This window comes from Ruegeria sp. ANG-R (assembly GCF_000813985.1).
GTDB lineage: Bacteria > Pseudomonadota > Alphaproteobacteria > Rhodobacterales > Rhodobacteraceae > Ruegeria.
In genome coordinates this window covers 1,651,649-1,664,745 of the sequence record NZ_JWLJ01000001.1, presented here as the reverse complement: position 1 = coordinate 1,664,745, position 13,097 = coordinate 1,651,649, and the positions used below count along the sequence as shown (strand labels likewise).

Sequence of the window (13,097 nt, the reverse complement as noted above, 5' to 3'; positions counted from 1 at the left end):
CGCGTCGGGGCAGGTTAGGGTGCGCCCATGTCGATCTGGACCCGAATAGCCGATGCGCTGAGCGCGCTTGCCCAGGGCGAAAGCCTGACCGCAGTTTTCGAGAAGCTGCGAACGCCGCCCGAACGCTCGGTGGCTTTCGCGATCGCCGTGGTCGCGCTTGGCGCGAAGATGGCCAAGGCCGATGGCCAGGTCACGCGGGATGAGGTGACGGCATTCCGCGAGGTTTTCCAGATCGCCCCCGAGGATGAGGATGGCGCCGCGCGGGTCTTTGATATGGCCCGTACCGATGTCGCGGGGTATCAGGACTATGCCCGCCGGATCGCCCGGATGTTCGCCGAAGACAGCACCACCCTGTGCGACCTGATGGAGGGGTTGTTCCATATCGCCATGGCCGATGGGTTCTATCACCCGAACGAGAACGAATTTCTGGAAGAGGTCAGTCGCATCTTCGGCCAGACCGATGCGCAGTTCATGGCCCTCCGTGCGCGATTTGTACCGGATGCGCCGAAGGACCCTTACACGGTATTGGGGGTCGCCCGCGATATGCCATTGACCGAGATACGCAAGGTTTGGCGGCAATTGGTGCGTGACACCCATCCCGACGCGATGATGGCGCGGGGCGTGCCCGAGGAAGCAGTGCGCCTAGCTGAGAAAAAGATGATCGATATCAATCGCGCCTGGGATGAGATCAACGGCGCCCGTGTCTGAGCCATGCGTCTGGCGACCTATAATATCGAATGGTTCGCCAATCTGTTCGACCGCGATGACAATCTGATAGTCGATGACAGCTGGTCAGGGCGTCGGGACGTTACGAAGGCCCAGCAAATCGAGGCCGTGGCGAAGGTTCTGACGGCAATAGATGCCGATGCGATACTGATCGTCGAGGCTCCTAACACGGGAAAGACGCAGAACACGGTTCGTGCACTTCAGAGATTTGCTGAAACCTTCGATCTGCGCACCTCTCATGCTGTGATGGGGTTTGCCAATGATACCCATCAGGAACTGGCATTGCTGTTTGACCCGGACACCCTCGCAGCGCGCCATGATCCGATAGCACACCCCGAGGACAAAGCCGCGCCGCGGTTTGACAGCGTGTTCCGTATCGATCTGGATGTGGATGCGACCGAAGATCAGGTGCAGTTCTCAAAACCGCCCATGGAACTGGCAGTCGAGACCAAGCGCGGTGCGACAGTGCGTCTGATCGGTGCACATCTAAAATCCAAAGCACCCCATGGTGCAGGATCACGAGACGAAATGATCCGCCTTTCGATCGCCAACCGCCGCAAACAGCTGGCACAGGCGGTCTGGCTGGCGCGACGGATTGAGACCCATGTCGCTGCACATGAGCCGGTGATCCTGCTTGGTGATTTGAATGACGGCCCGGGCCTTGACGAATTCGAGCATCTGTTCGGACGCTCCTCGGTCGAGATTCTGTTGCAGGCCGGGCTTTACGATCCCCACGCGGCACAGGCCCATCGGCCGCGTCCCGGCTCTGTTCCCGCAACCGCGCGTTTCGAGCGTCGGGATGAAGGGCGATACCTCGAAGCGCTGTTGGACTATATCATGATCAGCGGCGACCTGCGCGAACGGCGCCCTGCCTGGCGTATCTGGCACCCCTTCCGGGATGCCGCGTGCTGGGGCAATGCGGAATTGCGCGCTGCGTTGCTGACTGCATCCGACCATTTTCCGGTGACGCTGGATATTGATCTGTAACCTTTCAACCGCAGGCGTCATCTCCTATATTTCCAGTATGCAACGCGTCCTGATAATCTGTGCGGCCTGCGCCGCAACAGCCTTTCCTGCCCATGCCGAGGAAGACGGCGGCAAGTCCCTGATGGAGCGGGGCGCTGAACTGTTTCTGGAAGGACTGCGGCAGGAGATGGAGCCCGCCATCGAAGATTTGCGCGGGCTCGCTGATCAGTTCGGTCCAGCGTTACAGTCGTTCATGCAGGAAATGGGGCCTGCGCTGGCCGAGTTGGCTGCTCAGGTACAGGATTGGAGCGCTTACGAGGTGCCCGAGATGCTGCCCAACGGAGACATCATCATCCGCAAAAAGACATCTCGGGAACAACCTGATGAATCGGCACCGCGAGATGACGCACCTTCTGACGGTGTGACCGATATCTGATCATCCCCGCAGGATCACTCTGGGTTCGGATTTCAGTGCGGCAGCCAGTGAGTTGAACCGCGCGTCGGCGACTTCGTTGAACAAAGGACCGGCTGATTTGGGCAGGCGCAGTTCTAGCCTTTGCTTTTTCGGATAATAGCGCAGTTTACCCATGGCAGCGTCGTGCTGCATCCAAAGCATCGCGCCGAATCGAAGCGCTTTGCCCAGGATTTCTGCCTGTTCCTGGCCGCGTTCGTCCAGCAATTCGTAGAGCTTGGTAAAGCGGCTGCCCTCGCGTTTGTTGCGATAACGGTGTTGTAGGGCAAGGCCGATAAAGACCCGCTCGGAATGCTTGATCCCACTCATGTTGGCGCGGGTGACATATTCGAAACAGGCCTCGGCCCGGTAATCGGGATGCGCACGCCAGCTTACGTCATGAAGCAGGCAGGCGGCCTTGATCAGACGCACCTTTTGTTCAGGAGCGGAACGGAACAACGGCATGACAAAATCGAACAGGTGCTTTCCGAAACCGGGCAAACGTGCATCCTTGGCTTCGGCAAAGCGGCTGGCTTCGATCAAGGGGTCGCGGTCGCGCAGGCGCTGCGGCATTTGCTCGTAAAGCAGCCCCTCACGGATGCCATAGCTTGAAATTGCGATATCCTTGGGCTTGAAGGTACGGATCAGCCGCGACAGCACATCCATCGCATAGGGGATCAATGCCATGCGTGATCCCGACACACCGGCCAATGTGCGCAGCTCGTCCGGGTCATTCTGTTCGATGAATTTGATAGTCTCGCGTACCTGGCTTTGTGTCATGCGGTATTCATGCAGCACGTTCAGCGGATAACCCCGGCGCAGCATGTCCAGCCGGGCGAAGGCCCGCCAACTGCCGCCGACAAGAAACAGCCGGTCGCGCTGCGGACCCATCCTGTCGCGCATTTCTTCCAGCGTTTTTTTGATATGCACCTTACGCGCCCGACGCCCGCCTTTGATGTCACGCAGCTTGAGTGGCCCCAGTGCCGAGGTCATGCGACGTCCGACCTTGCCGCCTCCGATCTCGGCCAGTTCTACCGAAGAACCGCCGATGTCACAGATCAGCCCATAGGCACCCGGCCATCCCAACAGCACGCCCTGGGCCGAAAGGCGGGCTTCTTCCTCGCCATCGACGACATTGATGATCAGACCGGTTTCCGCCTTCACTTGTGCGCAGAAATCGGGCCCGTCTTTGGCCTCGCGCACCGCAGCGGTGGCAACGGCGTGCAGGGTGGGTAATCCGAGATCGTTGGCCAGATACTTGAAACGATGCAATGCCGCCAGTGCGCGTACGCGTCCCAGCGGGTTCAGGCGGCCGGTTTCGGAAAGACCGGCGCCCAACTCGCACATGACCTTTTCATTGTAGAAATAGGCAGGTGAACGCGCCGCGCCATCAAAGATAACCATCCGGACCGAGTTTGATCCGATATCGACAACACCAACCCGAGACAATGCGCGGGCGCCCGGATCTTCGAACAAGGGCTTTTCGAAAAGCCCGTGGTCGGGGAAATCAGTCTCGACTGTCTGTGTCATGGTGTCCCCAGATGGTTTGGCGGCAGGATGCGGGATCGCTTTCACCCGGTCAATCGCGGGTCGCGGATTGTTCGGTATCTGTGTTCAATAGACGCACCGCCAGCGAACGGGTGATGTCACGCTTTTCGTCGAGAGCGATGCGGTCCAGTTCAGCGACGACCTTTGCAGCGGTTTCAAAGCTGCGGTCCATGTGTTTGACCAGATACGCGATGACGTCGGGGCCGGGGTTAAGTTGGCGGTCGGTGAACAGTTTGGCCAAGACCGCCCCCAAAAGGGCATCATCCGGCGCATCCAGCGCTACATGATGCGCCCCCTCCACCCGGCTTTGCAGATCGGCCAGCGGCAGGTGCCATAGCCTTGGCGCGGTACGTCCTGTCATCAAAAGGGCCTGGCCTTCGGCCAATACAAGATTATGCAGGTGAAACAGTGTTTTCTGCTGTTCAACGTCAGCGGCGATCAACGGGACATCTTCTACCGCAACCGGGGTATGCGAGAGCTCCGGCACCTCTTCATAACGCAACGCAGCGGCTTGCACGATGCGCCCGCCTGTTTCCGCCGCCCACACATGGGCCAGATGAGTTTTCCCGGATGCAGCCGGACCGCTCAGCACCAGCTTGTTCCCGGGCCAGGACGTGGCCGAGATCATTGCTACGGCCAGCGCATTTGCGGGCGAGACAAAGAAGTCCTCGCGGCCCAAGGCGGTCTTGGACGGCAGGTCAAAGCTAAGCTGCGTGGCCATTTATTCGTCTTCCTGATTGAGCCCTTCAAGCCCGGTGTAAAGACGACTGTTCAGATACTGCTCGGTCGCAAATCTTGCCAGAACGCCCAGTGCAGCCGCAACCGGAACCGCGACCAGCATCCCCACAAAGCCAAACAGCGCGCCGAATACCGACAATGCCAGCAGCAGCCAGACCGGGTGCAAGCCGACGGAGCTTCCGACGAGTTTAGGGGTCAGAAAGTTCCCCTCGGTCACCTGTCCGATGGCGAACACTCCGGCGACCAGACCGACATGTGCCCAATCCCCCCAGAATTGAAACAGGGCCAGACCTATGGCCAGAGTGCCTCCGATCAGGGCGCCCAGATAAGGAATGAAGGTCACCAGCCCGGCGATGAAGCCCACGATCAGGCCGAATTGCAGGCCAACCAGCATCAGCGCAACCGCATAGTAGGTGCCAAGGATCAGGCAGACCGTCCCCATTCCGCGAACGAACGAGGCCAGAACGGCGTCTATTTCGCGCGCCAGACGCTTGATTGTCGGGGCGTGATCGCGGGGCAGCAGTTCTCCGATCCGGGTGATCATGCGATCCCAATCCATCAGCAGATAGACGGCAACCACGGGGACGATCACCAGCAGGACGACCACGTTGATTGCCGACCCCAGCGAGGTCAGGACCGTCTGCAATACATCCCCGGTTTTGGATTTCAGCGTCTCGCCGAACGACACCAGCATCTGGTGCGTGCTTGATTCCCGATCCAGCAGCGCGGGGAACTGCTTTTCGACGAAGGCGCGCAGCTCTTTAAAAAGACTTGGTAATACGTCAATCAAGTCCAGAAGCTGCGTGATCAGCGCGGGTACGACCATCAGGATCATCAGCACAAAGCCCAACACTCCGACAACCGTGATGATCCCGGTGGCGGCCATGCGCGACAGGCCCAGTCTTTCCAGACGATCCGCAACGGGATCAAGGAAATAAGCAATCGCCCCGCCGATGACAAAGGGCAGCAGCACGTCGCCCAGCAGATACATAAGCACCACAAAAATCGTGGCGGCAATACCCCAGTATCTAAGCTGATCCTTCACCGGCAAAGCCATGGCGCGTTCCCTTTTTGCGCAGCGTTGCTGTGTTCTTGGCCCATCACGCGGCGTGATGCAAGCGGTTCATGGGGCGGGTCTTTTTGCGTATCAGTCAGCCAGTGTGCCCAGTTCAGGGGTATCCTTTGTCGCTGTTTCGTCTGGCCAATTGGTGCGCCAAATCTCGGCCGACCAGTGACCGCAGTGAACTGCGGGGCGATCAAAACCGGGTAGGGCCGGCAACAGCGGCGCAACGACCACGTCATGACGGGGAACCGCGAAATAGGGGAAGGTATAGCGCTCTAGTCCCGAGCGATTGACCACGCGGTGTGGTGTCGATTTCAGCCGTCCCCCGGACCATAGCTCGAGCATGTCACCGATATTCACGACGAAAGCACCGGGCGGGCAATCGGGTGTGACCCAGCGACCGGTGCGGGTCTGCACTTCAAGCCCACCGACCGGGTCAGGGGCGATGATGGTCAGAGCGTCGGTATCCTTGTGCGGGTGGATGCCGTAACCACTCTCATCCGGGGCCTGCGGCGGATAGTGCAACAATGTCATATTGGTCATCGGCATACGGAAAGCGTCGCGCAGCGCGCTTGATTTCAGGCCCAAGCCAACCTCAAGCGCGCCAAGCAGCAGGTCTGCCACGCGGTCCAACTGTGTCCAGTAACCCAGCAGAATGTCCCGTGCCTGCGGAACTTCTCCGGGCCACAGGTTTGGACCGTAAAGCGCGCACTCCTGTCGGATCGGCGCATCCTGCGCCACCTCCTGGTGCAGTTTGTAGCCTTCGTATTTATCCGCTGGTCCCGAACCGTCGTTGGGTGTGAAGAACCCCATCGGGATATATCCGCGATAGTTGTCACGGGTGATCGCCTGATCCCATTTGCGTTGTTCCGTGACATCAAAAATGGCCCGAACGCAGGTGCGTACGTCATCGACGCTTTCAGATGTGATCGCTGTCCCTGTAATCGACAGGAACCCGATGCTTGTGCAGGCCCCCATGATCTGCGCAACCGTGGCGCCGAACCGAGGGTCCGTCGGATCGGCCAGCGGCGTTATGTCGATGGTGGGGATGTGCTCCATCAGGTGATCCTGACCCCCTGGCGCTCCAGTTCCTTGCGAACCGGGGCAAGGTTCATGTTGTCGAGTTCCTGATTGCTTTTGAGTGACAACGCCGCTGCAATCCCTGCACCCTGGCCCATCACCGCACAGCAGGACATGTTGCGCGTCGCAGCGTGAGCGATCCGATCCGCCCCATGCGAGCGGCCCGCGACCAACAGACCCTTTACGCCTTTTGGCAGCATCGAGCGATAGGGGATCTGCATGTACCGGCCCGTGGTCGGCAGGATCAGAATACCGTACCCGTCGATGAACTCGGGGTAGATGCCGATGGAGTCCTCGAAACGACCCTGATGGCGGGCGTCACTCTCAGTCATGTTATAGACGGCATCGATCTTGCGCGTATCGCGAATGCCTATGGTCATCCCGAAATTCCGAAGCCGGGCGTTTTCGCAACCGGGCATGAAGCGGCGCAGGGCATCAATGGCCAGCATCGCCTGACGGCGACCCTCAATCTCGCCGAATGTCAGGCTGTCCGGGTCGGTCCCATCAATTTCATCCATATGAATCAAGTTCATATAGGTCAGCTCTCCGGTATCGTGCATCGCCCCCCATGTGCCCGCGATGGTGTTCAGGTGTGCCGGTATCAGCCCCTCATCAATCGCCTGTTGAAAGGGTTTCTTGACGAAGGGCGAGAACATGTCGTCCTCTTTGCCTGAGGTTTCGATATTCCATTCGCCACCGCCGCCCCAGTCCTTGTAGGTCTGCGGGTCGGCTTTGACACCTTCCATGAAGGCGCGCTTGTCGACACCGGCCAGATGAAACATGACCGACGCCGCCATCATATCCTCGCGCGGCGTTTTGTGGGTTGGAGCACCGGCGCGATGGGCCACGTCCGCGTCGCCAGTTGCGTCAATAACGACTTTTGCCAGTATGGCCTCGCGTCCCGCTTTGGATTCGGTAATCACGCCGGTGATACGGTCGCCTTCCATAATCGGGGCAACGAACTGTCGGTGCAGCATCGGGTGAACGCCAGCTTCTTCGACCAGTTTGTCGGCCACCAGTTTGAAGCCCTCGCTATCCAGTTCGTAGCTGAGCGATTGGCTCTCGGGTACGGCGGCGCCCATCTCTTTGGCGCGGGTTTCGAATTCCAGGCCGATGCCTCCGGCCTCGACGGTCTGTTCGTGGCGGTACCAGGCAAAGCCCTCGACACCGACGGCGGTGATATTGCCACCCATGCAGCCGAACCTGTCCATCAGTGATACCTCGGCCCCTGCGCGCGCAGCAGCCAGCGCGGCTGATAGCCCTGCGGGGCCGGAGCCTACGACCAATACGTCGGTCTGGTGAACAACGGGAATCTGGCGGGCGGGTTCTGTGATTGTCTGCATCGCGGCCTCGCAGTTGGACGTTTGCGCCAACATTGATAACCCCGGCGTTACGGTCAACCGAAAAACCGACGCCGCAGAGGTCGTAAAAACGCCAATGCATGATTGCCCCCGGCGGGGCTTTGGCATAATCACCTTTTTGTTGAAATATCACCCTTAAAGGTTACGTCATGCGCCTCAGCCGTTACTTTCTGCCCGTTCTCAAGGAAAACCCCTCCGAGGCTCAGATCGTCAGCCACCGGCTGATGTTACGGGCCGGGATGATCAAACAGGCCGCCGCCGGGATATATTCCTGGTTGCCGATGGGCTTCAAGGTTCTGCGCAAACTGGAAAACATCGTGCACGAGGAACAGGCGCGGGCAGGGCACATCGCGATCCAGATGCCGATTCTGCAATCGGCGGACCTGTGGCGTGAATCCGGGCGCTATGACGATTACGGGCAGGAAATGCTGCGGATGCAGGACCGCCATGGCCGCGACATGCTGTATACACCCACCGCCGAGGAATTGGTGACGGACATTTTCCGGGGCCATGTGAGCAGCTACAAGGACCTGCCGCTGACCCTCTATCAAATCCAGTGGAAGTTCCGCGACGAGATTCGCCCGCGTTTCGGCGTGATGCGGGGGCGCGAGTTCTATATGAAGGACGGTTACAACTTCGACCTGACCAAAGAGGATGCGCTGCACGCCTATAACCGCCATCTGGTCAGCTATCTGCGCACCTACGAGCGGATGGGCCTGCAGGCCATCCCGATGCGCGCGGATTCCGGCCCTATCGGGGGCGATTACACGCACGAGTTCCTGGTGCTGGCCGACACCGGCGAGTCCGAGGTTTTCTATGACAGCGCCGTCACTGATCTGACCTTCGGCGATCGCGAGATCGATTATGACAACCGCGAACAGTGTCAGGCGATCCTCGAAGAGTTCACTTCCAAATACGCCCGCACGGACGAAACCCATGACGAAGCCCTGTTCAACCAGATCCCCGAAGATCGCCGCCGCGTGGCGCGCGGTATCGAAGTAGGGCAAATCTTTTATTTCGGAACACAGTATTCCGAAGCTCTCGGAGCGACTGTGCAAGGTCCCGATGGCAAGCCGGTGCCCGTCCACATGGGGAGTCACGGAATTGGTGTCAGTCGCCTGATCGGCGCGATCATCGAGGCCAGCCATGACGACAAAGGCATCATCTGGCCGGAAGGTGTGACTCCGTTCCATTGTGGAATCGTCAACCTGAAACAGGGGGATGAAGAGGCGGATGCGGCGTGTGACAAAATCTACAAGGCTTTGACCGCGTTGGGCCTTGAGCCACTTTATGACGATCGGAACGAGCGGGCAGGGGGTAAGTTCGCCACTATGGACCTGATCGGTCTGCCCTGGCGGATCACTGTGGGGCCGCGCGGTCTGAAGAACGGTGTTGTCGAACTGACCTGTCGCCGCACAGGTGAGAGCGAAGAACTGAGCCCCGAGGCGGCAGTCACCAAGATGGCAGAAATCTATGAAGGCATCGCCTGACCAAGGCGGTGCAACTGACTGAATTTCAATTCAGGTGGCTGAGGTCGGACGCGCGGTCAGGATATCGCCGTCCGCTTCGCTGCCACGAGCGACAACGATCGGACGACCGAAGCGACGCACAAGCTCGGCCAGTTCGAAACCCAGAAACCGCAAGCCGCAGATGCGCTCGTCCGTGCTGCGATCCGTGATGCACAGTCGCCCTTGCCGGAACGCAAGGCGATAGCCTTTGTCCCGCAGAATGTCCGACAATCCGGCCCAGCTCGCTGCACTTGTGAAAATTGGCCTGATTGCTGCGCGCAACAGTGCGGCGCTCTCGCAATCCAGTTCTGTTGATAGTGGACGGGCTAAAATCGGACCCGTGCCGTCCATATGTTCTTGAATACCCATGAGCGAACCTCCGCTCTCAAACTCTTAAAATGTGTCCCCCACGTAAAAAGGGTGACAAAATTTCTCACAATAATCAATTTGTGAAATAATATTTCGCACCCAAATGTTGCGATTGTGACTCAGTCAGGCGCTGATATCTCTCATTGACTTCATATCTGAAACAATAAGCCCTTGTCTGTGAAGGGGTTCACAACCACTGGTGTATCCGCAAGAAAGAGGTTTCTCGTTCTGCCGGTGAAGCGCCAGTCATGAAGCGAATTGATTCGTTTCAGACTGTTCTTAAGGCGGATGAATCCCACGCGCTGGTGCCGGCTGGCCATCTGCGCGATATCCGGCTTGACCATCCGGCCAAATGTCGAGAGGGTCGCGAAAAATCAGAACCTGAGGCAGGAATGGCCAAATCTCCCCCGCCCTTCGCCCCTTTCGAGTGGAAAATCGCCTGGCGCTATCTGCGTGCCCGCCGGGCCGAGGGCGGTGTCAGTGTGATGACATGGATTTCCCTGGTCGGGATCACGCTGGCCGTGTTCGCGCTTATCGCGACACTTGCTGTCCGGTCTGGGTTCCGGTCGGAATTTGTCGGCACCATTCTGGGGGCCAACGCACATGTCACCGTGTATTCAGCCGGAGAACTCAATGCACAGGGGCAACTGGATCGCACCATCGCCGATTTCGACGACATGGCGGGGCGGATTGCCCAGGTGCCCGGGGTCGAACGAACAGCCCCGCTCGTCAAAGGGCAGGTGCTGATCACCAATGCGGACCGCAGCGCCGGGGTGCAGGTCTTTGGCATTCGCCCTGATGATCTGGCCGACTTGCCGGGCATCGCCGAGAGCGAACAGGCCTATGGTGATCTGTCACGGTTCCCGGATGGCATCGCCATCGGCTCGGGCGTGGCGCGAGCGATCGGGGCAACGGTGGGGGATCGGGTCAAGCTGACCTCGCCGAATGGCGTGAAAACCGCCTTTGGCACCTCACCCCGCGTGAATGCCTATGAGGTGGTCTATGTCTTCTCCGCCGGGCGTTACGACATCGACCGCACCCGCGTCTACATGCCCTTCGCCGAGGCGCAGAGTTTTTTCAACCGCGAAGGCGTGGCCGATGAGATCGAGGTGATGGTCGAGCGACCCGAAGAGCTGAAACCAATCCTGATCCCGATCCTCGAGGCAGCCGGAGAACGTAGTCAAATCTGGACATGGCAGGATGCCTCGGGCGGGTTTCTGCGTGCGCTGGAGGTCGAGGACAACGTGATGTTCATCATCCTGTCGATCCTCGTGCTGATTGCGGCGATGAATATCGTTTCGGGCCTGATCATGCTGGTGAAGAACAAAGGGCGCGATATTGGCATCCTGCGCACCATCGGGCTCAGCGAAGGATCGGTACTGCGGGTGTTCTTCATCTGCGGGGCCTTTACCGGGATCATCGGGACGGCGATGGGCGTCATTCTGGGCTGTTTGTTCGCGATCTATATCGATCCGATCTTCTCGTTCGTGAACTACGTCATGGGCGGCGGTGTCTGGGACCCGTCCATTCGCGGCATCTATGCCTTACCTGCCGAACTGCACCTGTCGGACGTCCTCAAGGCCATCGGCCTGTCGCTGGGCCTGTCATTCCTTGTCACCTATTTCCCGGCCCGTCGTGCGGCGCGGCTGAATCCGGTTGAGGCGCTGCGCTATGAATGATGTGACGTTAAGGCTGAGCGGTCTGACCAAGACCTACCTACAGGGCACCCCCGGTGAAGTTCAGGTGCTGCGCGGGGCTGATCTGGAGCTGCGCGCAGGCGAGGCCGTGGCACTGGTTGCACCTTCAGGCGCCGGCAAGTCGACCCTGCTGCATATCGCGGGCTTGCTGGATACGCCCGATACGGGCACGGTCGAGATCGCGGGGCAGGGTGCCACCGGCAAAGGCGATCGCACCCGCACGGCGATCCGGCGGCAGGACGTTGGCTTTGTCTACCAATTCCACCACCTGCTGCCCGAATTCACAGCGCTGGAAAATATCGTGCTGCCACAACTGGCGAACGGCACCCCAGAGAAAACCGCGCAGGAGCGCGCGATGCGATTGCTTGATCGTGTGGGTGTCGCCGCGCGTGCTGGTCACCGACCCGCTGCGCTGTCCGGCGGGGAGCAGCAGCGCGTGGCATTCTGCAGGGCGCTGGCCAACAAACCACGCGTCCTGCTGGCGGATGAGCCGACCGGCAATCTGGACCCCGAGACCTCGGATCAGGTCTTTGCCGCGCTGATGGCGCTGGTGCGGGACGAGGGGCTGTCGGCGCTGATCGCCACGCATAACCTTGATCTGGCGGCGCGGATGGACCGGATGATGCGGCTGGACGGGGGCGTGCTTAGGCCAGTTGCGTGATCGCCACGCCAAGCGCCATTACCGCAATGCCCCCTGCGCGCATCAGCGTCAGCGGCGTGACCTGCGCGCCGAACAGCCCGAAATGGTCGATCGCCGCGGTGCTGATCAACTGACCCAGCAGCACGAAGAACACTGCGTTGCCCACCCCGAAATGCGGCGCCACATGGGTGATAGAGAGCACGTAAAAGGCAATCAGAACGCCGCCCAATAACAAATGTTTTGGGGCCCCAGCGAGTTTAGCGAACGCGTCGCCTCCGCCCAGCACCAGCAGCGCAAGGGCCGAGGCGACAAAGGCGATGGCGAACAGAATGACCGCCGCCGCGTTGGGCGATCCGATCAGCCGACCAAGAGCGGCGTTCAGCGCGGCGAGGATGGGCACGCCGATCCCGGCGGCCAGCATGATGGCTGCGTATTGTGTCATTGCCCGAACTCTCTGAGTTGATATCGTTGATCTGGATCATTGCGCCACCGAGCTCATCGGGCAAGTCTAGATGTTCGCGGCCAAAGGGAGAAAACCGATGATCCGATCGATACTTAGAGCGGTCTCGCTGATAGCTCTGACCGGGGTGCCTCAGTCCGCGCCCGCACAGGACGCCGAGGCGGGGGCCGAGCTGTATCAGCATTACTGCGCAACCTGTCACGGGCTGGACGCGACGGGCCATGGCCCGATGGCAGGGGTGCTGGTGATCCAGCCGACAAACCTGAAAGCGCTGGCGGATGCTGACGGGGTGTTTCCAACCGCGCGTGTCGTGGCGCGGATCGACGGGCGCGATCCGTTGGTCAGTCATGGTAGCCCGATGCCTGTATATGGACCTTATTTCGAAGGTAATGACACCGCGATCAAAACCCCCGAAGGTCAACCGATCCTGACCAGTAAACCAATCGCAGATCTGGTGGCCTACCTGAAAACCCTACAGCAGGGTTGAAGG

14 protein-coding genes are annotated in these 13,097 nt (G+C 59.7%); 7 read left to right on the top strand and 7 right to left on the bottom strand.

The features are described from left to right. Window positions 1-27 precede the first annotated feature (27 nt). From RA27_RS08300 to RA27_RS08290, 3 genes are read left to right on the top strand one after another with little or no spacing between them, the layout of a single operon-like run. Window positions 28-708: a molecular chaperone DjiA gene (locus RA27_RS08300; RefSeq protein ID WP_039536584.1), complete on the top strand. Its 681-nt coding sequence runs from the start codon at window positions 28-30 to the stop codon at window positions 706-708. A 3-nt stretch (window positions 709-711) separates the two neighbouring features. Beyond that, window positions 712-1,713, top strand: coding sequence for an endonuclease/exonuclease/phosphatase family protein (locus RA27_RS08295; protein WP_039536583.1), 1,002 nt, complete (start codon window positions 712-714; stop codon window positions 1,711-1,713). Between the two features lie 37 nt (window positions 1,714-1,750). Then, window positions 1,751-2,128, top strand: coding sequence for a hypothetical protein (locus tag RA27_RS08290; protein ID WP_052265195.1), 378 nt, complete (start codon window positions 1,751-1,753; stop codon window positions 2,126-2,128). Here the strand turns inward: RA27_RS08290 and RA27_RS08285 are convergent, their stop codons facing one another. The 5 genes from RA27_RS08285 to RA27_RS08265 all read right to left on the bottom strand — a co-directional run bounded on the left by RA27_RS08285 (window position 2,129) and on the right by RA27_RS08265 (window position 7,915). Then, window positions 2,129-3,673 (bottom strand): Ppx/GppA family phosphatase, encoded by a 1,545-nt coding sequence (locus RA27_RS08285; RefSeq protein WP_039536581.1) that lies wholly within the window; start codon window positions 3,671-3,673, stop codon window positions 2,129-2,131. It abuts the gene before it with no gap. Between the two features lie 49 nt (window positions 3,674-3,722). Beyond that, a complete protein-coding gene (locus RA27_RS08280) occupies window positions 3,723-4,412 on the bottom strand; it encodes a DnaA/Hda family protein (RefSeq protein WP_039536580.1) in 690 nt (229 codons plus the stop codon). Next, a complete protein-coding gene (locus tag RA27_RS08275; RefSeq protein WP_039536578.1) occupies window positions 4,413-5,486 on the bottom strand; it encodes an AI-2E family transporter in 1,074 nt (357 codons plus the stop codon). A gap of 90 nt (window positions 5,487-5,576) precedes the next feature. Then, complete coding sequence (locus RA27_RS08270) at window positions 5,577-6,551, bottom strand: 2OG-Fe(II) oxygenase family protein (protein ID WP_039536576.1); 975 nt, start codon at window positions 6,549-6,551, stop codon at window positions 5,577-5,579. After that, window positions 6,551-7,915: an FAD-dependent oxidoreductase gene (locus RA27_RS08265; RefSeq protein ID WP_039537217.1), complete on the bottom strand. Its 1,365-nt coding sequence runs from the start codon at window positions 7,913-7,915 to the stop codon at window positions 6,551-6,553. Before RA27_RS08265 ends, RA27_RS08270 begins: the two co-directional genes overlap by 1 nt. Window positions 7,916-8,082: 167 nt before the next feature. Between RA27_RS08265 and proS the strand changes: the two genes are divergently transcribed. Further along, window positions 8,083-9,423 carry a proline--tRNA ligase gene (proS, locus tag RA27_RS08260; protein ID WP_039536574.1) on the top strand — a complete coding sequence of 447 codons (1,341 nt, stop codon included), beginning with the start codon at window positions 8,083-8,085 and terminating at the stop codon, window positions 9,421-9,423. Window positions 9,424-9,453: 30 nt separating this feature from the next. Here proS and RA27_RS08255 read toward each other — a convergent pair whose 3' ends face one another. Further along, entirely contained in the window at window positions 9,454-9,810 is a 357-nt protein-coding gene (locus tag RA27_RS08255; protein ID WP_039536573.1) for a hypothetical protein, read from the bottom strand. A gap of 392 nt (window positions 9,811-10,202) precedes the next feature. Between RA27_RS08255 and RA27_RS08250 the strand changes: the two genes are divergently transcribed. Beyond that, window positions 10,203-11,489, top strand: a complete 1,287-nt coding sequence (locus tag RA27_RS08250) for a lipoprotein-releasing ABC transporter permease subunit (RefSeq protein ID WP_039537214.1) — start codon at window positions 10,203-10,205, stop codon at window positions 11,487-11,489. Beyond that, on the top strand, window positions 11,482-12,168 hold the full coding sequence (locus RA27_RS08245; protein WP_039536571.1) for an ABC transporter ATP-binding protein: 687 nt from the start codon (window positions 11,482-11,484) through the stop codon (window positions 12,166-12,168). Before RA27_RS08250 ends, RA27_RS08245 begins: the two co-directional genes overlap by 8 nt. On the opposite strand, the gene RA27_RS08240 is transcribed toward RA27_RS08245, so the two are convergent. After that, the gene (locus tag RA27_RS08240; RefSeq protein ID WP_039536569.1) at window positions 12,152-12,589 is read right to left on the bottom strand and encodes a DMT family transporter; all 438 of its coding nucleotides are present in this window, start codon (window positions 12,587-12,589) and stop codon (window positions 12,152-12,154) included. The genes RA27_RS08245 and RA27_RS08240 overlap by 17 nt on opposite strands. A gap of 97 nt (window positions 12,590-12,686) precedes the next feature. On the opposite strand from RA27_RS08240, the gene RA27_RS08235 reads away from it, so the two are divergent. Further along, window positions 12,687-13,094 (top strand): cytochrome c, encoded by a 408-nt coding sequence (locus RA27_RS08235; protein WP_193746480.1) that lies wholly within the window; start codon window positions 12,687-12,689, stop codon window positions 13,092-13,094. Window positions 13,095-13,097 lie beyond the last annotated feature (3 nt).